This window comes from Brevibacterium metallidurans, from assembly GCF_037101285.1.
GTDB lineage: Bacteria > Actinomycetota > Actinomycetes > Actinomycetales > Brevibacteriaceae > Brevibacterium > Brevibacterium metallidurans.
On the sequence record NZ_BAAAAF010000008.1, the window covers coordinates 99,624 to 121,261 of the forward strand.

Annotated in this window: 18 protein-coding genes; 8 read left to right on the forward strand and 10 right to left on the reverse strand. The window is 68.9% G+C overall.

Features of this window, described 5'->3' with window-relative positions; all coding sequences use genetic code 11:
* Positions 1 to 26 precede the first annotated feature (26 nt).
* Positions 27 to 635, reverse strand: coding sequence for a uridine kinase (udk, locus tag AACX88_RS11290; RefSeq protein WP_339393113.1), 609 nt, complete (start codon positions 633 to 635; stop codon positions 27 to 29).
* A 345-nt stretch (positions 636 to 980) separates the two neighbouring features.
* On the opposite strand from udk, the gene mgtE reads away from it, so the two are divergent.
* Entirely contained in the window at positions 981 to 2,324 is a 1,344-nt protein-coding gene (mgtE, locus tag AACX88_RS11295; protein ID WP_339393114.1) for a magnesium transporter, read from the forward strand.
* A gap of 16 nt (positions 2,325 to 2,340) precedes the next feature.
* Here the strand turns inward: mgtE and AACX88_RS11300 are convergent, their stop codons facing one another.
* Positions 2,341 to 3,921, reverse strand: coding sequence for a GntR family transcriptional regulator (locus AACX88_RS11300; RefSeq protein WP_339393115.1), 1,581 nt, complete (start codon positions 3,919 to 3,921; stop codon positions 2,341 to 2,343).
* A gap of 187 nt (positions 3,922 to 4,108) precedes the next feature.
* On the opposite strand from AACX88_RS11300, the gene AACX88_RS11305 reads away from it, so the two are divergent.
* The 3 genes from AACX88_RS11305 to AACX88_RS11315 all read left to right on the forward strand — a co-directional run bounded on the left by AACX88_RS11305 (position 4,109) and on the right by AACX88_RS11315 (position 11,429).
* A complete protein-coding gene (locus tag AACX88_RS11305) occupies positions 4,109 to 7,540 on the forward strand; it encodes a proline dehydrogenase family protein (RefSeq protein WP_339393116.1) in 3,432 nt (1,143 codons plus the stop codon).
* 161 nt (positions 7,541 to 7,701) lie between these two features.
* Positions 7,702 to 8,373: an HAD family hydrolase gene (locus AACX88_RS11310; RefSeq protein ID WP_339393117.1), complete on the forward strand. Its 672-nt coding sequence runs from the start codon at positions 7,702 to 7,704 to the stop codon at positions 8,371 to 8,373.
* A 158-nt stretch (positions 8,374 to 8,531) separates the two neighbouring features.
* Positions 8,532 to 11,429: an ExeM/NucH family extracellular endonuclease gene (locus AACX88_RS11315; RefSeq protein WP_339393119.1), complete on the forward strand. Its 2,898-nt coding sequence runs from the start codon at positions 8,532 to 8,534 to the stop codon at positions 11,427 to 11,429.
* A 135-nt stretch (positions 11,430 to 11,564) separates the two neighbouring features.
* Here AACX88_RS11315 and AACX88_RS11320 read toward each other — a convergent pair whose 3' ends face one another.
* The 4 genes from AACX88_RS11320 to mdlC are packed head-to-tail and all read right to left on the reverse strand — an operon-like array spanning position 11,565 to position 17,153.
* Complete coding sequence (locus AACX88_RS11320; RefSeq protein WP_339393120.1) at positions 11,565 to 12,728, reverse strand: PrpF domain-containing protein; 1,164 nt, start codon at positions 12,726 to 12,728, stop codon at positions 11,565 to 11,567.
* Positions 12,725 to 14,017, reverse strand: coding sequence for an MFS transporter (locus AACX88_RS11325; RefSeq protein WP_339393121.1), 1,293 nt, complete (start codon positions 14,015 to 14,017; stop codon positions 12,725 to 12,727). Before AACX88_RS11325 ends, AACX88_RS11320 begins: the two co-directional genes overlap by 4 nt.
* Before the next feature lie 59 nt (positions 14,018 to 14,076).
* A complete protein-coding gene (locus tag AACX88_RS11330) occupies positions 14,077 to 15,540 on the reverse strand; it encodes an aldehyde dehydrogenase family protein (protein ID WP_339393122.1) in 1,464 nt (487 codons plus the stop codon).
* Positions 15,537 to 17,153 carry a benzoylformate decarboxylase gene (gene mdlC, locus AACX88_RS11335; protein ID WP_339393123.1) on the reverse strand — a complete coding sequence of 539 codons (1,617 nt, stop codon included), beginning with the start codon at positions 17,151 to 17,153 and terminating at the stop codon, positions 15,537 to 15,539. Before mdlC ends, AACX88_RS11330 begins: the two co-directional genes overlap by 4 nt.
* A gap of 165 nt (positions 17,154 to 17,318) precedes the next feature.
* On the opposite strand from mdlC, the gene AACX88_RS11340 reads away from it, so the two are divergent.
* The 3 genes from AACX88_RS11340 to AACX88_RS11350 are packed head-to-tail and all read left to right on the forward strand — an operon-like array spanning position 17,319 to position 18,802.
* The gene (locus AACX88_RS11340) at positions 17,319 to 18,092 is read left to right on the forward strand and encodes an IclR family transcriptional regulator (protein WP_339393124.1); all 774 of its coding nucleotides are present in this window, start codon (positions 17,319 to 17,321) and stop codon (positions 18,090 to 18,092) included.
* Between the two features lie 51 nt (positions 18,093 to 18,143).
* Positions 18,144 to 18,383 (forward strand): type II toxin-antitoxin system prevent-host-death family antitoxin, encoded by a 240-nt coding sequence (locus AACX88_RS11345; RefSeq protein ID WP_339393125.1) that lies wholly within the window; start codon positions 18,144 to 18,146, stop codon positions 18,381 to 18,383.
* Positions 18,380 to 18,802, forward strand: coding sequence for a type II toxin-antitoxin system VapC family toxin (locus AACX88_RS11350; protein ID WP_339393126.1), 423 nt, complete (start codon positions 18,380 to 18,382; stop codon positions 18,800 to 18,802). Before AACX88_RS11345 ends, AACX88_RS11350 begins: the two co-directional genes overlap by 4 nt.
* Position 18,803: 1 nt before the next feature.
* Here the strand turns inward: AACX88_RS11350 and AACX88_RS11355 are convergent, their stop codons facing one another.
* Entirely contained in the window at positions 18,804 to 19,067 is a 264-nt protein-coding gene (locus AACX88_RS11355; RefSeq protein ID WP_339393127.1) for a DUF2277 domain-containing protein, read from the reverse strand.
* Positions 19,068 to 19,070: 3 nt separating this feature from the next.
* Positions 19,071 to 19,646 (reverse strand): dihydrofolate reductase family protein, encoded by a 576-nt coding sequence (locus AACX88_RS11360; protein ID WP_339393128.1) that lies wholly within the window; start codon positions 19,644 to 19,646, stop codon positions 19,071 to 19,073.
* Between the two features lie 267 nt (positions 19,647 to 19,913).
* On the opposite strand from AACX88_RS11360, the gene AACX88_RS11365 reads away from it, so the two are divergent.
* Positions 19,914 to 20,567 (forward strand): GTP pyrophosphokinase, encoded by a 654-nt coding sequence (locus AACX88_RS11365; RefSeq protein WP_339393129.1) that lies wholly within the window; start codon positions 19,914 to 19,916, stop codon positions 20,565 to 20,567.
* Positions 20,568 to 20,597: 30 nt separating this feature from the next.
* Here the strand turns inward: AACX88_RS11365 and AACX88_RS11370 are convergent, their stop codons facing one another.
* Both AACX88_RS11370 and AACX88_RS11375 read right to left on the reverse strand, forming a co-directional pair.
* Positions 20,598 to 21,263 carry an SDR family oxidoreductase gene (locus AACX88_RS11370; protein ID WP_339393130.1) on the reverse strand — a complete coding sequence of 222 codons (666 nt, stop codon included), beginning with the start codon at positions 21,261 to 21,263 and terminating at the stop codon, positions 20,598 to 20,600.
* Between the two features lie 6 nt (positions 21,264 to 21,269).
* On the reverse strand, positions 21,270 to 21,623 hold the full coding sequence (locus tag AACX88_RS11375) for a VOC family protein (protein WP_339393131.1): 354 nt from the start codon (positions 21,621 to 21,623) through the stop codon (positions 21,270 to 21,272).
* Positions 21,624 to 21,638 lie beyond the last annotated feature (15 nt).

Sequence of the window (21,638 nt, forward strand, 5' to 3'; positions counted from 1 at the left end):
CACCGGGAAGCCGGAGCACCCAACCTCTACGCCCCGGCCTGGATCCTCCGCATGATCATGTCCATCGCGACGATGTTGTGGCCGCCCTCGGGGATGATGAGGTCGGCGTTGCGCTTCGAGGGCTCGACGTAGAGCTCGTGCATCGGCTTGACCGTGCCGAGGTACTGCTCCTCGACGGATTCGAGCGTCCTCCCCCGATCGACGACATCGCGTTTGATCCGCCGCAGCAGGCGCACATCGGCGTCGGTGTCGACGAAGAGCTTGATGTCGAGGAGCTCGCAGATCCGCGGTTCGGCGAAGATGAGGATGCCCTCGACGATGATCACCGGGGCCGGTTCGACGACGGTCGTCTCCGCCGCGCGGTTGTGGTCGGCGAAGTCGTAGATCGGGCTCTCGACCGAGTAGCCCGCACGCAGGGCAATGAGGTGTTCGACGAAGAGGTCGTTGTCGAAGGCGTCGAGGTCGTCGTAGTTGACCTTCTCGCGCTCGGCATAGGTCAGCTCGTCCTGGCGCTTGTAGTAGTTGTCGTGGAAGAGCACCGAGGACATGCCCGCGCACTTGGCCAGCAGCGCCTGAGTCAGCGTCGTCTTCCCGCTGCCGGTCCCGCCGGCCACACCCACGCTCAGTATCTCCACGTCCGCACTTTCCGTTCGCTCGGCTCCGAGGGCGACCCGCAGCCGCGCCCAACGATGAGATCCCCCGCAGAGGATCTCCCCAAATCTACCCGATTCCCCTTGACCGCCGACCTCGGATAGGGTGGAGGAAACCGCATCGCATTCCGTCATGTGCGATGCCCGCAACCGCGTGTGCCCGCAGGCCCGCAGCTCGTCGAAGGAGGTGGTCGTCGATGGATTCCGACTCTCGATTGTGCACTGCCTCCCTCATCCACTGACGCCTGCGCTGCCAGCCCGCCAGCCCTGATCCGCTGCCCGGCTTCCGCCTGCCCAGGCGTCCTCCCGACGACTGCCTGGAGAATCATCATGACCTCAGTGCTCGACGCTGCCACCATCCGCACCCTGACCGCCGACCGCGACCTCGCACGCCTGTCCGCCGCCGTCCGCGACCACAGTGAGATCGCCACGATCGACCTCATCGCCGAACTCCCCGCCACCGAGGCGGCCGTCGTCTTCCGACTCCTGCCCAAGGCCGAGTCCGTCGACGTCTTCGACCGCCTCGACCGCGGCACCCGCTCCGACCTCATCGCGGCGCTCGGCACCGAGGAGCTCACCGCGATCTTCGCCGACCTCGACCCCGAGGATCAGAGCCGCCTCGTTGACGAGCTGCCCGCCGGGGTCGCGACGAAGCTGCTCACCGCCGTCACCCCCGCCGATCTCGACGCCGTCATGGCCGTCGCCGGCTACGACCGGAACTCGATCGCCCGACGCATGTCCCCCACCGCCGTGCTCGCGTGGATCGACGACACCGCCGCCGAGGTGGCCAACCGCATCCGCGACACCGACGTCGACCTCGCCGACGTCCGGCTCGTCCCCGTCCTCGCCCCCGATCGGACGCTGCTGGGCACCCTCGATCCGCTCGAGCTGCTCCGCTGTGCGCCGGGGACTCCGATCGCGTCCGTGATGGACCCGGTCGAGGCGGTCACGCACACCGGCGATGACCAGGAGACCGCGGCCAGGGCGGCTCTGACCAGCGGAATCACCGTCCTGCCTGTGTGCGACAGCGAGGACCGCCTGGTCGGGATCGTCCCGATCGACGATGCCGCGCGCATCATCGCCGAAGCCGACGAAGCCGACTTCGCGCTCTCCGGCGGCACCCAGCCGCTCTACCGCCGCTACCTGCCCACCCCGTTCCACCGTCTCGCGCGCACCCGCGTCGTCTGGCTGCTCGTCCTCGCGGTCTCCGCGGTCCTCACCGTCCATGTCCTCGAGATCTTCGAATCGACGCTCACCGAGGTCGTCGCCCTCGCCCTCTTCATCCCCCTGCTCACCGGCATCGGCGGGAACACGGGTTCGCAGGCGGCGACGACGGTGACCCGGGCGCTGGCGATGGGCGAGGTCGGACTGCGCGACTTCTTCCGCGTCGCCGGCAAGGAGCTCACGACCGGGCTCACCCTCGGCCTCCTGCTGGCGATCCCGGCGTTCGCGATCGCCACCCCGCTCTACGGCATCGAGATCGGCTCGGTCATCGCGCTCACGCTCGTCCTCAACTGTCCGGTCGCGGCCTTCGTCGGCGGGTCGATCCCGCTCGTGGCCAAGGCGTGCCGGGTCGACCCGGCGGTCGTGTCGACCCCGTTCATCTCGACGTTCTGCGATGCGAGCGGACTCATCGTCTACTTCACGATCGCGATCACGATCATGGGGCTCTGACCCACCGACCAAGCCCTCACCTCAGGGTCCGGGTGAGCTGATTCCACAGGTCCTGATCGAAGCGGCGGCGGCCGAGGAGTCCCGACATGTGCCGCACGGCGTTGTCGACCTTGCCGCGCCACACATCGATCGCGGTCTCCGCATCGCCCCTGCTCAAGGCCGCGAGCATCGCCCGGTCGTCGCCGAGGATGCGGTCGGATGCCGGTGAGTAGTCGAGTTGGAGGATCGAGATGAACAGCCGCAGACGCAGGGTCAGCGACTCGAAGGCGCGCGCGCTCTGCCGCAGACCCGAGGCGCGGGCGATCTCCTGCTGGAAGTGGAGGTCGGCGTCCTCGACGTCGATGCCGCTGCGGGTCGCAGCCGAGGCCTCGACCTGCCGCAGGGCGAGCTGGACGGGGACGAAGAACCGCTGCGGACGCAGCGCCAGCGACCGCAGCAGGACCTCGCCCACGGCCATGCGGGCGGCGTAGAGGTCGAGGACGTCGAGGGTCGTGATGAGCGGGATCCTCGCCCCGCCGCGCGAGCCCTCGAGCAGCCCGTCGTCGACCATCCGCCGCAGGGCCGCATCGACGGAGGACCGCGGGACCTCCATGCGGCGGGAGAGCAGGCGCGGGTTGATCCGGTCGCCGGGTTCGTAGCCGGAGTCGATGATCTCCTCGCGCAGGGCGATCGCGAGGTGTTCGGTGATCGATCGGGTCGCGCTCGGCAGCCACGACGAGATCTCCATTGAGTCAGAACTCGTGGAAGTTTTCGGGACCTCGCTCTGGCGTCCCGCCTGCCATTTCACGCCTTCGAGTCCGTGCCGGACGCGACCGGCGACGAGGTCGAGCAGCGAGCCGGGGATGTCCTGACAGTGCGCGAGCGCCGTCTTCAGGGCCGCGATGAAGTCCTCGGGACCGTGGTGGAGGGAGAGGACGTCGAAGCCGGGCAGACCCGAGTCGGGGTCGGCGACGAGTTCGGCGGCCTCGCCGTGCGGGTCGTAGACGACGAGGCGCAGACGCGCCGGGTCGATGCCTGTCACCCCGGAGCGCAGCACCGTCATCGCCGCCTCGTCGGTCTGCCGGTGCTCGCTGCCGAAGCGCTGCGGCCACCGGGTGACACCGGCCGAACGCAGCCCCGCGACGACACCTGCGATGCGGCGCTGGATGCGGCGGGCCGGCACCGGCGACGGCTCGGTCGGACCGGCACCGAGGCGGAAGCCGACGACGATGAGCGGGAAGCCGCTGGCGGCGACGACGACCTCGTCGCCGCCGGCGCCGGCCTCGCGGATCGCATGGAGTTCGCTCAGGGACACCGTCATCTCGCGCATCGCCCGGGACACGATGCTCTGACTCAGGCCCGTGGCCTCGGAGAGCGCACGCGTCGAATAGTCCTTCCCGGAGATCCTCGCCCCCGCCGTCCCCACGAGCGCTTCGACGACCTGGGTGGCGGTGGACTGGATCTGCGGACGGCCGCTGCGGGGCCGGTCGGCGAGGTCGGCGCGACGGACCCAGCGACGCAGACTCGACTCGGACACCCCCGCCTCGGCGGCCGCCTCGGCGATCGACGTCGCAGCCGCACGGAGGACGGCGCTGCGCCGGAACTCAGGGGTGAACATCCCCTCATCCTACGCCCGCCGTCACGAATTCTGACTCAAAAGATTCCCGGTGCTGTCGCCAGCCATTCACCCCGGATTCGGCCCGGCGCATACTGAGGTGACAACGGCAGGGTCAGGCGGTCGACGGCGACCACGAGGGACCCCGGGAGCCGAACCACACGAGAAGAGAAGTAAGGACGGAAAGCAGTTGCTGCACACTGACACCGATCTGGACCAGCTGACGACGCAATCGGTCGACACGGTCCGCAAATGGCTGCGAGTCGCGACGAACAAGTCGGCGGCGAAGAACCCTGCCGCCGAGCGCCTCTCGGCGGTCCTCTCCGACCCCAACGGCCTCGACTTCACCGTCGGCTTCGTCGACCGCGTCGTGCGCACCGATGACGCGAACGCCGCCGCCGACGCCCTGGCCGAGGTCGGCAAGCTCGCGCCCGCGACGATGTCGGCCCTCGACCGCGCGCAGATCAAGGCCGGCGCGGCACTCGCGAAGGTCATGCCGAAGGTCGTCGTCCCCGCCGCCCGCACCCGCCTGCGTCAGATGGTCGGCCACATGGTCGTCGACGCCCGCGACAAGCAGTTCGGCTCGACCGTCGCCAAGCTCACCGGCGAGGGCCACCGTCTCAACATCAACCTCCTCGGCGAGGCCGTCCTCGGTGACGGCGAAGCCGACCACCACCTCGACGAGACCCACCGTCTCCTCGCCCGCGACGACGTCGACTACGTCTCCGTCAAGGTGTCCTCGGTCGCCTCGCAGCTGTCGATGTGGGCCTTCGACGAGACCGTCGACTACGTTGTCGACCGCCTCCGCCCCCTCTACGCGCAGGCCGCGAAGGCGCCGACGGGTGCGAAGTTCGTCAACCTCGACATGGAGGAGTACCGCGATCTCGAACTGACGATCGCCGTGTTCACCCGCCTGCTCTCCGAGCCCGAGTTCAAGGACCTCGAGGCCGGCATCGTCATCCAGGCCTACCAGCCCGATGCCCTCGGCGCGATCCAGCGGCTGAGCGAGTTCGCCTCGGCCCGGGTGGCCGCTGGCGGCGCCGGGATCAAGGTCCGCCTCGTCAAGGGCGCGAACCTCGCGATGGAGACCGTCCACGCCGAGGTGGCCGGCTGGCCGACGACGACGTGCGACTCGAAGCAGTCGACGGATGCGAACTACAAGCGCGTCCTCCACTGGCTCTTCACCCCCGAGCGGATGGCGGGCCTGCGCATCGGCGTGGCCGGTCACAACCTCTTCGACATCGCCTTCGCCCACCACCTCTCCGTGGTCCGCGAGGTCACCGACCGCGTCGAGTTCGAGATGCTCCAGGGCATGGCGACCGAGCAGGCCGCCGCGGTGACCGAGGACGTCGGCGACCTCCTCCTCTACGTCCCGGCCGTGCACCCGAAGGAGTTCGACGTCGCGATCTCCTACCTCGTGCGCCGCCTCGAGGAGAACTCCGCGACGGAGAACTTCATGTCCGGCATCTTCGAGCTCGCCAACGGCAACGAGATCTTCGACCGTGAGGCCGACCGCTTCCGCGCCTCGGTCGCCCAGCTCGAAGCCGAGCTCGCCGCCGACGGTGAGGCCGCTCCGGCACCCAACCGCACGCAGGACCGTTCGGCCGCGCACGTGGCCGGTCCCGCGCAGGTCGTCTTCGCCAACGAGCCCGACACCGACCCCTCGCTGCCGGCGAACCAGAAGTGGGTCCGGGAGATCATCGCCGAGGCGACCGCTCCCGGCTACCTCGAGACCCGTCCCGCAGCCCCGACGGTTGCGACGACGGACGATCTCGATGCGATGATCGCCCGCGGTCGCACGGCCGCTCAGGCCTGGCGTGAGATGGGGGCCGCCGCCCGCGGTGAGATCCTCCACCGGGCAGCGGAGATCTTCGCGGCCCGTCGCGGCGAGTTCATCGCCGTCGAGGCCGCCGAGGTCGGCAAGATGCCTTCGCAGTCGGATCCGGAGATCTCCGAGGCCATCGACTTCATCCGCTACTACGCCCTGCACGCGCTCGAGCTCGAGAAGCTCGAAGGCGCGCAGTTCCACCCCGACGAGATGGTCGTCGTCACCCCGCCGTGGAACTTCCCCATCGCGATCCCGACCGGCGGCACCGTCGCGGCACTGGCCGCCGGATCCGCGGTCATCCACAAGCCCTCGAAGCCGACGCCGTACTGCTCGGCGCTCATCATCGACTGCCTGTGGGAGGCCGGCGTCCCACGTGACGTCCTCCAGTTGTGCGCGCCGATCGAGCGTGAGCTCGGTCAGCACCTCGTCTCCCATCCCGATGTCGACCGTGTCATCCTCACGGGTGCCTCGGAGACCGCGGCGCTGTTCAAGTCGTTCCGTCCCGAACTCCACGTCAACGCGGAGACCTCGGGCAAGAACGCCCTCGTCGTCACCCCCGCCGCCGACCGCGACCTCGCCGTGGCCGACCTCGTCTACTCGGCGTTCGGTCACGCGGGCCAGAAGTGCTCGGCCGCCTCGCTGGGCATCATGGTCGGCTCGACGTATGACTCCGAGCGCTACCGCAAGCAGCTCATCGACGCCGCCTCCTCGATGGTCGTCGACTGGCCGGCCAACCTCTCGGCGACGATGGGTCCGCTGACCGAGGATCCCTCGGACAAGCTGCGCCGCGCCCTGACGACCCTCGAGCCGGGCGAGACCTGGCTGCTCGAGCCCAAGCAGCTCGACGACACGGGTCGCCTGTGGAGCCCGGGCATCAAGGACGGCGTCAAGCCGGGATCGTTCTTCCACCTCACCGAGGTGTTCGGTCCCGTCCTCGGCCTCATGCACGCTCGTGACCTCGACGAGGCCATCGAGCTCCAGAACGCCGTGGACTTCGGTCTCACCGGCGGCATCCACTCCCTCGACCCCGAAGAGGTCCGCGAGTGGCTCGACCGCGTCGAGGTCGGCAACGCGTACGTCAACCGCGGCATCACCGGTGCGATCGTCCAGCGTCAGTCCTTCGGCGGCTGGAAGCAGTCCTCGGTGGGTCTGGGTTCGAAGGCCGGCGGCCCGAACTACCTCATGCTCTTCGGCCACTACACCGACGATCCGGCGACCCTGCCCGGCTCGGTCGGCGACGGGCAGAGCCTCGAGCGCGCCCAGGCCGATGACAGGCGCTGGTTCGACGCCGAGTTCGGTGCGGCCAAGGACCACACGGGACTGCGGTCGGAGGCGAACATCTTCCGCTACCGCGCTCGCCCCGTGACCCTGCGCGTCACCTCGGCGGCCACGGCCTTCGACCTGCAGCGTTCGCTCAATGCGGCGGCGACCGTGGGGTCGACGGTGCAGCTGAGCGTCGCCGAGGATGTGCCGGCCGACGTCAAGATCGCCGTCACCGAGGCGGGAGTTCCCGCCCGCACGGAGTCGGCCGAGGTCTTCGCGTCGATGGTCTCCGAGGGCCGGTACGACGACACCGTCGGTGCCCGCATCCGCGTGCTCGGCGACTATGAGCCGGAGCTGCTCGCCGCCGCGGCGAAGCGTCCCGAGGTCGCCGTCATCGACGAGCCCGTGACCTCCTCGGGTCGCGTGGAGATGCGGTACTACGTGCAGGAGCAGGCGGTGTCGATGACGCTGCACCGCTTCGGCAACCCGAGCCGTGACTTCCACGAGCTCGCCGCCGAGCTCAAGGCCTGATCGCCTCAGGTCTGATCAGCAGAGCCTGATCGCGCGAGCAACCCGCAGGGCGCTCGGCCACCTTTCGCCAGGTGGCTGAGCGCCCTGCGGCGTTCCGGGAGTGCCGCGGCGCCGGGATAGAGTATCCGTCGTAGACACCGATGAAGAAGAGGGATGCAGCAGTGACTCCGACCCGGTCCATCGAGCTCAAGGGAGCGATCTTCGACTGCGATGGAGTCCTCATCGACTCCGAGCGCCCCTGGCTCGACCTCATGTCCGCGTACCTCGAGGAGCTCGGGGCGACCGAGGTGCCGGCGGAGTCCTTCCGCGGAATGTCCGGCGCCGAGGCGGCTGCCGCCCTCAGCGATGCCGCGCCCGGTCAGGCGGCGGTGCCGAGCGCGGAGGAGATCGACACCGCGTACAGCGCGGCCCTGGCCGACCTCAACGCTCCCCTGCCGGGGGTGCCCGAGCTCATCACTTCGCTGGCGGGAACGATCCCGATCGCGGTGGCGAGCAACGGGCGGCGCGAGGATGTCCGCGGTCTCCTCGAACGCGCAGGCATCCTGGGCTGCTTCGACGCGGTCGTCACGGTCGAGGACGTCGCCGCCGGCAAACCCGCCCCCGACGTCTACCTCCGCGCGGCTGCGAAGCTCGGGCTCGACGCCTCAGCGGCGACGGCGTTCGAGGACTCCGGTGTCGGATCGCAGGCCGCTCACGCCGCCGGGTGCACGGTCATCGGCGTCAATACGGACCTGCAGACTCCCCTCGTCGCCGATGTGCGCCTGTCCGAGATGACGCAGGTGCGCTTCGACCCGGACTCGCGGTCACTGGCCATCGAGGTCTCCGTGTCCTGACCACCGTGTAGGCTCGGTCACACTTCCAGCGTTCAGTGGACTGCCCGAGTGTTCACATCGCGTTCACATGGTCGCCGTCGCCGCCTCCATGGAGGCGGATAGTGTGCAAGGGCTGCGTCCTCGACGCCGCTCTGCGTCCTCGACCACGAAAGGCCTACATGAAAGCCTCGACCACGCTCGCCTCGGCGGCCGCGCTCGGACTCGTCGCCGGCATCGGAATCGCTCTCCCGTCCGGGCCTGCGATCGCCGCGACGACCCCGCACATCAGCGAGATCGGCTACACCCTCGAGACCGATTTCATCGAGATCGCCGCCGACCCCGGGACCGACCTCTCGGGCTGGACCATCGGTTCGGTCACCCGCGGCGGCAGCGTGCAGGCCGCGGAGAACGCGACGGTCGTCCCCGACGGCACGACCGTCGGCGACTCGGGTGCCGTGGCGATCGAGGTCCCGATCACGAACTCCGTGAAGTCCGGCTCAGCAGCCGAGGGCGAGTACGGGTCGTCGGCCTTCGCGATCGACGCATCGGGTGCGCTCATCTCCTTCGATCAGATCGGCGGCGTGCCCGGCGGCAAGGGCGTGACCGGGAAGTCGGGGAAGTACACCCCGAATCCCGTCGTCGACCAGGAGGCGGCCCCGACCGGTGCGGTCGCAACCGGCGGTCAGTCGATCCAGCTCGTCGACGGCACGTGGACTGCGGCGGCGCCGACCCCGAACGCCCTGCCCGGCGACGACGGCGGCAGCACCCCCGACCCTGAGGACGTGACCCCCATCGCCGAGATCCAGGGCACGGGTGCGGAGAGCCCGCTGCAGGGGCAGACGGTGAAGACCCGCGGGGTCGTCACGGCCGCGTATCCGACCGGCGGACTCGGCGGATACTACATCCAGACCGCCGGCACCGGCGGAGCCGAGGATGCGACCCCGGGCGCCTCGGACGGCGTGTTCGTCTACTCCCCCGACACCGTCAACGACATCAGCATCGGCGACTACCTCGAGGTCACCGGCACCGTCTCCGAACGCTACGGCCAGACGCAGATAAGTGTCGCCGCGTCGCGTGCGACGGTGCTCGACGAGCCCGCCGAGGCGGTCAAGCCGGTCGAGGACGAGTTCCCGACCGACGCCGCCGCCCGTGAAGCGCTCGAGGGCATGCTCCTCCAGCCCACCGGCGATCTCACCGTCGCCGACAACTACTCGACGAACACCTTCGGCGAGGTCGTCCTCGCCACCGGCAAGGGGGTGCTGCGCCAGCCCACGGATGTCGCCCGCCCCGGCAGCGACGAGGCCAAGGCGATCGAGAAGGAGAACCTCGCCCGTGAGGTCGTTCTCGACGACGGTGCGACCGTCGACTACCTCAAGGACGACACCGACGTGCCCCTGCCGTACCTGAGCCCGGATGCGCCGGTGCGGGTCGGCGCGGCGGCGACGTTCACCTCCCCGGTCGTCCTCGGCTTCGATTTCAAGAAGTGGCGATTCCAGCCGACGACGCGTCTGACCGGGGACAACGCCGAGGCTGTTCAGCCGGCGACGTTCTCCGACACCCGTCAGGCCACGCCGGGAGAGGTCGGAGGTCAGGTGAGCATCGCCGCGTTCAACGTCCTCAACTACTTCACGACGACCGGCGACCAGGTGCCCGGCTGCACGTTCTACTCCGACCGTGAGGGCAACCCGATCACCGTCCGCGGCGGCTGCGAGGCCCGTGGCGCCGCGAACGCCGAGAGCCTCAAACGCCAGGAGACGAAGATCGTCACCGCGATCAACGAACTCGACGCCTCGGTGGTCTCGCTCATGGAGATCGAGAACTCCGCGAAGTTCGGCAAGGACCGCGATGCCGCGCTGCAGACCCTCGTCACCCGCCTCAACGAGGCGGCCGGGTCGCAGAAGTGGGCGTTCATCCCCTCGCCTGCGAAGGTTCCCGCCGACGAGGACGTCATCCGCACCGCGCAGATCTATCAGACCGCCGAGGTGGTCCCGCAGGGTGAGTCCGTCATCCTCGACGACGAAGACGCCTTCTCCAACGCCCGCGAACCGCTCGCGCAGGCCTATGCGCCGAAGGACGCTGCCGGAGCGGCGGAGACCGAGAAGACCTTCGTCACCGTGTCCAACCACTTCAAGTCGAAGGGCTCGGGCAAGGGGCCGGGCAACGAGGACACCGGCGACGGTCAGGGCTTCTCGAACGCCGACCGCATCAAGCAGGCGAAGTCCCTCGTCGCCTTCGCCGGCGAACAGCAGAAGGCCGCGGGCTCGAACTACGTCTACCTCCTCGGCGACTTCAACTCGTACACGCAGGAGGACCCGATGCAGGTCCTCTACGAAGCCGGCTACAAGGACCTCGGGTCCGAGAAGACGGACAAGTCGACGTACGTGTTCAAGGGTCGGACCGGCAGCCTCGACCATGTGCTCGCCCTCGACGCCTCGGGTGGGCAGAAGGCCGGTCAGCAGAAGGCGCAGGCCGAGCTGCCGACGACCGCCTACGACGCGGTCACCGGTGCTGACATCTGGAGCATCAACTCGGTCGAACCGCTCGCCTTCGAGTACAGCCGCTTCAACTACAACGTCTCCGACCTCTACTCCCCCGACCAGTTCCGGGCCTCGGACCACGATCCGGTGCTCGTCGGACTCTTCGATGAGGAGAGCGACGGCGGCAGCGACGATGCAGACGGCAGCGACAACGCCGGGGCTGCGGCTGATGGCGGGGCCGGTGCTGCGGCGGATTCCGGGGCCGACGGCGGAAGCGGTGCTTCTGCCGACGGCGGAGACGGCGCTTCAGCCGACGCTGACGGCGGCGATCAGAAGGCGTCGGCCGGCTCGGACGGTGCGCAGGACGACGCCGATGCCGACGGCGGACAGGATGGCGCAGAAGGCAGCAGTTCTCAGAATGACGGGAATACCGACGGCGAAGACGAGACCGACTTCGGGTACGTGGTCGGCAGCGGGAACCTGCCGCGGACGGGATCCGAGCTGACTCTGCCCGTCTCGATCGCGGCGGGTCTCGTCCTCGTGGGAGCCGCTTCTGTGGCGATCGCCCGCAGGCGTCGACACGAGGGTGCGAAGCACTGACCGTGACTCCCCGCCGGTCACCGCACTGAGCACACGAGCCCCGGACCACCTGGTCCGGGGCTCGTTCGTGTCTCGAGGCGAGGACGACCCGGCGTCGGCCCAGCATCACCCGGCGTCGGTCCGGGCCAGTCCAGGTCAGTCAGGGACGGCGACCTGACCGCGCATGAGCACCCGGGCGGTGCGGAAGAGCGAGGTCGCAGTGATGGTGTTCGCACTCTCATCGCGGACGGCGGCGGCGGTGACGACGCCCGAGGGCGTGGCCAGGCGCACTTCGGGAGGTGACGACGGCTGCGGGGAGCGGGCGATGATCCCCTGGATGATCGTGTCGGGGATGAGCGCGGCCGCGGCCAGGCACATCGCCCCGGTGCCGGGCACGGCCTTGTGGGCCTGTCCCATCGAGATCATGCGGACGACGACGTCGGCATCCTCGGCGGGAAGCACCGAGCCGTCGAGCAGGGTCGTCTCCTGCGGAAAGGTGAGCACAGCGACCTTGGGAACGACCTGCGGTGCCTCCTCCGGGGTTGCGCACAGTCCCATCCGCACGGCGGCGTTGCGGCGCAGGTCCGCGATGACCCGCATCGCCGGTCGGTCGGCGTCGATCGTCTCGGGCAGTTCGACCCCGTTGAGCCCCACAGCGGAACCGGGGACGATGACGAGCGGCAGAGTGGCGTCGATGAGGGAGACGTCGAACATGCGCCCATCGGCATCGATGGACTCACGCGCCCTTCCCGTCGGCAGGAGCGCGCCGGTTCGGCTGCCGGCAGGATCGGGGTAGATGAGTTCGATCGGGGCGCCTGCACCGCTGACCCCGGGGACGACGAACTCACCGTCGACAGCGGCCTGGCCGTCCTCAACGGTGAGCCCGACGTCGACGAGTTTGCCGGTGTTCGTGTTGAACAGGCGGAAGACGTGCCAACCGTCGCCGGCTGCGATGAGTCCGGTCAGCAGCGCGAACGGGACGACCCCGGCTGAAAGGTTGCCGCAGTTGCCGGAGTAGTCGACGACCGCCTCGGCGATCTCCACCTGCCCGAACGTGTAGTCGAGGTCGACGCCGGCACGGTCGGATCGGGAGACGACCATGACCTTCGACAGGGAGGAGATGCCCCCGCCCATGCCGTCGAGCTGCCGGCCGAAGGCATCCGGGGACCCCATCGCCGAGGTGAAGATCGCGTCCCATGCGGAGCGGTCAGGTCCGCTGCCGGCCGAGTCCTCACTCACGGGCGGAAAATCCTCGGCCCGGAAGAACAGTCCTTTGCTCGTGCCACCGCGGACGAACGCGGCATCGATCCATCGCGTCATGGTGCCAGAGTAGCCGAGGGCTGCGACACCGCCTTCGGCACGATCGCCATCGCGGCGAAGCCGAGGACGGCGACGAACGCGAAGAGGTAGAAGCCCCACGGGTAGGCGATGCCGGCGGCCACGAGCGTGCCGGTGATAAAGGGTCCGACGATCGCGCCGATGCGCCCGACGGCCGAAGCCATGCCCAGTGCCGTGCCGCGGGCGGTCGCGGGGTAAATCGCGGAGACGAAGGCGTAGACGAGAACCTGAGCGGAGAAGACGAAGACACCGGTGATGAAGACGACGAGGTTGAGCACGACCTGGCTCGCCATCGGAATCGAGAGCACCGCGAGGAAGACGGCGGCGAGGACGAACCACATGAGCACGATCGGCTTCGTCCCGTGCCGGTCGGCCAGCCACCCGGCGATGACGAGACCGACGACGGCGCCGAGGTTGAGGACGAAGAGCATGACGAGGGAGTCCGAGACTTCATAGCCGGCGTCGGCCATGATCTTCGGCAGCCACGTGTTGAGGCCGTAGACGAGGAGGAGGCCCATGAAGCTCGCCAGCCACACCCCGATCGTCACGAGCGCGAACCGGCCGGCGAAGAGTCCGCGCATGCCGGTCTTCGGGGCCACCTCGGTGGCAGACCGAGTCCCGGACTCTGCCCCCGTCCGGCCATCGGCTGCGGTCGCTGCGGCCCGGGCGCTGAGGAACTCATCGGACTCGGGCAGCTTCCACCACAGGAGCGGAACCATGAGCAGGCCCGCGATGCCGCCGGCGGCGAAGAGCAGATGCCAGTTCTCGGAGTAGAAGACCGCCAGCAGGGAGATCGCCACGGCGCCGGCATGGTACCCGGTCATCGTCAGCGTCGTCGCCTTGCCGGTCTTGCCTGACCGGTTGTGCTCACTGATGTAGGCCAGGCAGCTGGGCATCACGGCGCCGAGCGCGAGCCCGGCGATGAACCGGAAGACCGTGAACAGCGCGACGTTCGGGGCGAAGGCGACCAGCAGGGTGAAGACGCTGAAGATCGTCACGCACGCGATGATCGTCCACCGGCGCCCGACCCGGTCGACGATCGGTCCGACCGTCGCCGCGCCGAGGCCGACGCCGACGAGGCTCATCGTCGCCACGAGCGTCGCCGCCTCCGGGGTGAACCCGAGGGCCTGAGTGGCGAGCAGCTGCGGGATCACCGCCCCGAGGACGACGAGGTCGAAGCCCTCGAGGGCGACGGCGAGCCAGCAGAGCACGGCGGGCCAACGGGTGTCGGCCGCGGGCTTGAGGGCGGAATGGGCAGCGGGTGCGGACATGCGTGTCTCCGGTCGTGTGACAAGTGATGTGTGACGAATGGTGTTTGTCGAGTGGTGGTTCAGAAGGGGTACGGGGCGATCTGCGAACGCATCGTGATCCATTGGACTTCGGTGAACGATTCGATGTTCGCCTCGGCCCCGCCCACGCGGGAGCCGTTGCCGGAGTCCTTCGTGCCGCCGAAGGGCACCGTGCCCTCATCGGCGACGGTCTGCTCGTTGATGTGGATCTTCCCGGTGTCGACGAGGTCGACGAGGTCGAGTGCCATGCCGAGATCGCCGAGGATGCCCAAGGAGAGCCCGTATTCGCTCGCGTTGACGAGTTCGGCGGCCTCCTCGAGCGTCGAGAACCGAGCCACGGGGGCGACGGGTCCGAAGATCTCCTGCGTCCAGGCCGGGTTCGTCGGGGTGAGGTCGGCGAGCACGGTCGCAGGCACGAAAGCCCCCTCGCCGACTCCCCCGGCGGCCAGTCTGGCCCCATCGGCTTCGGCCTTGCCGATGATCTCCCGCACATGTGTGCGCTGCCTGTCGTCGATGATCGGGCCCAGCGCCACCTCCTCGGTCGCCGGATTGCCGACCGGCAGAGCCTGGGCCTTCGCAGTCAGGGCGTCGACGTAGTCGTCGTAGATGCTCTCATGGACGAGGTGACGACCCGTGGTCATGCAGATCTGCCCCTGGTGCATCCATGATCCGAAGGCTCCCGCCGAGGCGGACGCCGCCACATCGGCTCCGGGCAGGACGATGAGCGCATTGTTCCCGCCGAGCTCGAGGTGGCAGCGCTTGAGGAGGCGCCCGGCGCTCTCGCCGACCTTCCGTCCGGCCGCGGTCGAACCGGTGAAGGAGATGACCGAGACCTCGGGTGCCTCGACGAGGGCGGCTCCGACGTCCCCGCCGCCGGGCAGGACCTGGAGGACCCCGGCGGGCAGCCCCGCCTCGGCGAAGATCTTCGCCAGGGCCACGCCTCCGGAGACCGCGGTGCGCGGATCCGGTTTGAGGAGGACGGCATTGCCGAGTGCCAGGGCCGGCGCCACGGAGCGGATGGCGAGGACCAGCGGGAAGTTGAAGGGCGCGATGACGGTGACGACTCCGGCGGGCACGCGGCGGGAGAAGGACCAGTGCGGTTCGTTCGAGGGCAGCACCTGACCCATCGGGTGGCTCGGCAGGGCCGCGGCCTCGTAGCAGCTCTGCGCGGCGTAGCCGAGTTCGAGATCGGCCTTCGCTGGGATCGACCCGGCTTCGCGGACGATCCACGAGGCGATCTCCGCGGTGTGCTCGGTCCAAAGGTCACCGGCGCGGCGGAGGATCACGGCACGCTCGGCTGGCGTGGTCTTCGCCCACGCCTTCTGCGCGGTGGCGGCGCGGGCGGCCGCGGCAGAGGCGTCGTCGACGGTCGCCGCGCCGATCTCCCCGAGGGTGTTCCCGGTGGCGGCTTCGACGACGGGCTGGGCGGGACCGGATCCGTTGATCCACTGTCCCGTGAAGATCTTTCCGTGCCAGTCGGTGCCGAGAATTTCGTCGGTGCTCATGTCGTGCTCCTTGTGCGCTCGGGGCTCGCGCCGCCGTCGGGGTTCGTCGGTTCAGTGGTCACTTCGATGAGCATGGGTCCCCCGCCGGCTCGCGCCCGATCGAGGAGTCGTCCCAGCTCAGCGATATCGTCTGCGTGTTCGGCGGTCATGCCGTAACCGCGGGCGATCGAGACGAAGTCGACCTCGCCGAGGTCGAGGCCCGGCGCCTTGTCGACCCCGAGCAGTCGTGCGAACCAGTCGAGCGCCCCGTACGTGCCGTTGCGCAGGAGGACGATGACGACGGGGATGTCCTCCTCGACGGCGGTGCGCAGGGCCGCGATCGAATAGTGTGCCGAACCGTCGCCGATGATCGTGACGACCGGTCGGTCGGGGTCGGCGAGCGCCACGCCCATCGACGCCGGCAGTCCCCACCCGAGTCCGCCGGAGGCGGGGAAGAAGTACGACCCGGATCGGCGCAGGTCCATCTGCGCCCAGAACGCGGCGTTCGTCGACGTCGATTCGACGACGAAGCGGGTGTCGCCCGGCATCTGCTCCCGCAGGGTCGCGAAGACCTCCTCGGGGTGGAGGACTCCGTCCTTCGCCGAGGTGGCCGCCGGGTCGATCTCGGCACTCCACGTTCCAGCGGGGCCGGGGGCGACCGCCTCGGCGAGGGCGCTCAGGACCTCGACGGGGTCGGCCAGGAGGGCATCGCCGAAGGGCGCGCGGTCGGCGGCGGACGGGTCGTCGCCGATCTGGACGAGCGCGGTGGTCTCGGGCAGGTACTGGCCCGGCTGCCACTGGTGGTAGCGGAAGACGGGGGCGCCGATGACGAGGGCGAGGTCGTGGGCACCGAGGATCTCGCCGATCCCGGCGATCGCGGCCGGCAGGACGCTGCGGAAGAGCGGATGGCGGTTCGGGAAGGGCAGTCGGGGCAGGGACGGGGCGGCCCAGACGGGGATCTCGAGCGCCTCGGCGAGGGCGATGGAGGCCTCCCACCCGGCATCGGTGTCGACGTCGGGGCCGAGGACGAGCACCGGGCGTTCGGCGGCGACAAGCCTGGCGCGGAGGTCGGCGATGACGTCCGGGTCGACGACGGTCGCCGGTCGCACGGTCCGGGAGAGTTCGGCGATGACTGCGGCCGGCACCTCGGCGTCCCAGTCGTCGTAGGGCACGGAGAGATAGACGGGGCCGCGGTCGGCGGCGAGCACCGACTGGGAGAAGGCCCGGGGGACGTCAGCGGCCGAGAGCGGTTCGAGTGACTGGTGGACGAGCGGCTTCGCGAGCACGGTGGCGTCGACGTTGGCGAGCATGACCTCGGGGCCGACCATGTCTCGGACCTGCTGGCCGGCGGTGAGGACGAGCTTCGAACGGGAGACCGTCGCGTTCGTCAGGGCGCCGAGGCCGTTGCCGGTGCCCGAGGCCGCGTGGAGATTGATGAGCGTGGGCCGGTCGGTGACCTGCGCGTACCCGTCGGCCATCGCGACGACGGTTCCCTCCTGCAGCCCGAGGATGTAGCGGGCGGGCAGGTCCTTGAGGAAGGGAAGCTCGTTCGATCCCGGGTTGCCGAAGATCGTCGTCATGCCGTGGAAGGCCATGAGCTCGTGGACTGCGTGTCGGACCGAGACCGTCGTCATCGACGCTGCTCTCCTTTGAGACGGGGCGGTGTTCTGAGGCGGATCAGACGCTGGGCGCACACGGTGTGCACCGCACTGCTCGCCACCCTAGTGACGCAGACCACCGTGCGGAAGATTCTTTTCATTCATTGGGAAACCCTTCATCGCGCGGTTACCATGACTGACATGGCGAACTCACCTTCGGGCGACTCGATGATCGACCGGCTCGTCCGCGTCCTCAGCTCCTTCGACCCGGACCATCCGAGTCTGAGCACCGAGGAGCTCTCGGCGCGGGCGCAGCTGCCGAAGTCGACGGCGTATCGCCTCATCAACGACATGATGCGCCACGACCTCCTGCAGCGCGACCCGTGCGGGCGGATCCGCATCGGGGTGGGGATGTGGGAGCTGTCGAACCGGGCCTCCGACGCCGTCGAGCTCGCGTCCTTGGCCCGGCCGCACATGACCTCGCTGCACGACTTCGTCGGGGAGAACACGCAGCTGGGCATCCTCCGCGAACGCGAGGTCCTCTTCGTCGAGCGGATGTCGAAGCCGAGCGCGGTCGTCCACCGTTCGCGGACGGCCGGGCGCCTGCCCGCCCACGCCTCGTCGTGCGGGCTCGTCCTCCTCGCGCATGCGCCGCGGCATGTGCGGGAGGCCTACCTGCGCGGTCCGCTGGCCGCGTTCACCGAGCACACGACGACGGATCCGACGATCCTGCGCCGGATGCTGCAGACGATCCGGACCTATCATCGGGCCGAACTCGTCGGGCACATCGACGAGGGGACGACGGGCATCGCGGTGCCCGTCTTCGACGGCAGCGGGCTGACGATCGCCGGCCTCGGCGTCGTCGTCGACTCCGAGCGCAACGTCGGGATGCCCGCGATCATGCAGGCCCTGCGGACCGCCTCGGCGGGCATCACTCAGGACCTCATCGCGCAGGGAGCACGGGCGAGCGAGTAGAGACCGCACCTGCTAAAGTAGCAACGTACCTACTTTATGGAGGTGGCGACGATGACGACGATGTCCGCACGCGAATTCAACCGCGATGCCAGTGCCGCGAAGCGCGCGGCGGCGGAGGGCCCGGTGGTGATCACCGATCGCGGCGAACCTGCATTCGTCCTGCTCTCGATCGAGGAGTACCGCCGCCTCGGCGAGAGCGGATCGGAGTTCGTCGACCGCCTGAGCATGGACGACGATGACGATGTCGAATTCGAGCAGATCGACTTCCACGCCAAGGTGCCCCCGCTGTGAGCTACCTGCTGGATACGAACGTCGTCAGTGAGCTGCGCAAACCGCAGCGCAGGGCCGACGGCAATGTGCGCGCGTGGGTGGCCGCTCGAGCGCCGTCCGACCTGTTCCTCTCCGTCATCACGATCCTGGAGATCGAAGTGGGAATCAGCAGGATCGGTCGACGGGACGCAGCCCAGGCCGGCCGCCTCCAGACGTGGCTCGACGACATCGTTCTCAAGTCGTTCGCCTCACGGATCCTCGCTGTCGACGTCCCCACAGCCCGTCAGGCAGCCCGCCTGCATGTGCCCGATCCTCGCCCTGAGCGCGATGCGCTCATCGCGGCGACGGCGCTAGTCCACGACCTGACCGTCGTCACGAGGAACACGGCCGATTTCGAACCCACCGGGGTTTCGATCATCGACCCCTGGGCGATCGGCTGACTCACGCGCGGGCGGCGTACCTCGCGCGGCGCTTCTCGGCCTCGACCTCGCGGTTCTTCGGCGGCGCGGTCGTCACGAGAGCGTCGAGGAGGTGCTGCGTGATGTGGGCGATCTCCTCGACGGCGGCGTCGAACGCTTCGGCGTTGGCCTGGGAGGGCTTCGTCGTGCCTGCGATCTTGCGCACGTACTGCAGGGCTGCGGCGTGGACCTCGTCCGAGGTGGCGGCGGGTTCGAAGTTGTGGAGGGTTCGGATGTTCCGGCACATGCCTCAACGGTACGCCGCGCGTCCCTTCGGGCGGTAGGTCCGGGCGAAGCTGCGCGGATTGGCCTCGTCGATCGTCACGAGCTCCCAGTCGAGGCGTCGACCGCCGGGGACGTCGAAGATCCGCACCCCGTCGCCGAGGAAGACGGGTACGGAGAAGTACTGGAGTTCGTCGATGAGGTCGGCCTCGAGCGCCTGCCGGGCGATGTCGGCGCTGATGATCTGGATGTCGCGGTCACCGGCGATGGCCTGGGCACGGTCGACCGCCTCGGCGATGGAGCAGTTGAGAGCGATGACGGAGTCGTCGTCCTCCAGTTCCTCGGGCCGGTGGGTGAGGACGAATTCGGTGCCCGACCACGCTCCGCCGTAGGCCTCGGAGGTCATCTCGTCGCGGATCGCGGCCTGCGCCTTCGCCGCATCGTAGCCGCGGCGGCCGGAGATGATGACGGCGACGGCGGCGGCCATCGCCTCGGTGGTGCCGTCGGTGAGCGGTTCGGCCGCGGACAGCCAGGACATGTCGTGGCCCGGTCCTGCGATGAAGCCGTCGAGCGAGCACGAGAAGCCCCATGCGACCTTTCCCATCACCCCTCCTTGAGTGAGCGTGCGCGAGTGAGCGCGCGTGATCTGGCACGTGGTGATTGCATTCTGCAACTGCTCCACCGTGTCCAGTCAATCACATGTAAGACACTGCGGGAATCCCTGCCGGCTCGGGCCGGAATCGGCGGCGCGGTCGTAGACTGGCATCGTCCCCGCACATCGGAACCAGGAGCATCGATGCCCGTCCCCGCAGACCCGTTCACCCCCGGCTAGGCGGAGAGGGTCCAGCGTCTGCGCACGGAGTTCTCGCGGATGCTCATGCACCATCAGTTCGCGATCGACGAGATGCTCACGAAGGTCTCGATCCTCCGCGAGGAGTTCCTCCACCTCCATCGGTACAACCCGATCGAGCACATCAGTTCGCGGGTGAAGACCCCGCGCAGCCTCATCGAGAAGATCACCCGCCGAGGTCTGCCGCTCGAGATCGACGCGATCACAGCGAACATCACCGACATCGCCGGTATCCGCATCACGTGCAGCTTCATCGCCGACACGTACCGGGTGCTCGAGACGCTCACCTCGCAGAACGATGTGCGGATCATCGAGATCAAGGACTACATCGCTCACCCCAAGCCGAACGGGTACAAGAGCCTGCACGCGATCCTCGAGATCCCCGTGTTCCTCACCGGCGGGCCGGTGCCGATCATCTGCGAGGTGCAGGTGCGCACGATCGCGATGGACTTCTGGGCGAGCCTCGAGCACAAGATCCACTACAAGTTCTCCGGCGATGTGCCCGAGAGGCTCGTCGAGGAGCTCACGCGTGCCGCCGCTGCCGCCGGTGACCTCGACCGGAAGATGGAGCAGCTCCACGCCGAGGTCCACGACGCCGACGACCCCGATGAGCAGGACGATTCCGACGGCGAGCTGCTGCGCCTCCTCCTCAAGCTCACCCGCGACGACGCGTAGGCGATTCCCGCCGAGGTGGTGGCGCGGTCATCAGTACCGCGCCGAGAATCCGCCGTCGGCACCGAGCAGCTGACCGGAGATCCACCGGCCCGCCGGCGAGATGAGGAAGGCGACGACATCGGCGATGTCGGTCGGGGTGCCGAGTCGCCCGAGCGGCTGATACGGAGTGAGCGTCGACCTCAGCTCGTCGTCCATCCATCCGGTGTCGACGGGTCCGGGGTTGACGACGTTCGCGGAGATCCCCTTCGGCCCGAGCTCCCGTGCGGCGGAGATGACGATGCGATCGAGCGCGCCCTTCGAAGCGCCATAGGGCAGGTTGCCGGTGGTGTGGTCGCTGGTGAACGCGACGATCGCCCCACCGTCGGCGGAGACCTGGCGGGCGAATGCGGCGATGAGCAGCAGACTCGCCCGCGCATTGACGGCGATGTGGGCATCGAAGCTCTCCGCCGTCGTGTCGAGGATTCCCGATTCGACGCCGTGGGCGTGGGAGAGGATGAGCGCGTTGATCGTCCCATGGTCGGCGGTCACGGCGCCGATGAGCTCCTCAGGTCCGGTTCGCGTCGACAGGTCGCATGGGTAGTCGGCGTTCTCGAGGTCGCTCGTGACCATGGTCCAGCCGTCGGCGCGCAGCCGGGGAACGATGCCTGCGGCGATGCTGTTGTCCCGGGCGGCACCGGTGATGACGGCAAGTGGCATTACCTTCTACTCCCGATGGGCGACGATGTTGAGGACGTTGCCGTCGGGGGCACGGACGAAGAAGCGGCGCACTCCCCACTCCTCGTCGGTGAGCGGATGGACGATCTCGAACCCGCGCTCGATCGCCTCGGCGTAGGCGGCGTCGACATCGTCGACCTTGACGGAGATGACCGCATCGACGGGGGCGGTCGCGTCCTTCGTCACGACCTGCAGATGCGCGCCCGTCTCCGCCGAGGTGAACCGGGCCACCCAGCCCAGGTTGAACTCCTCGACGCCCAAGCCGAGGTAGTCCGCGTAGAACTCCCGCGAACCCTCGATGTCGGGCACCCGCAGATCGGCGATGATGCTGTGGACCTTCATGACCCCACCCTCCTT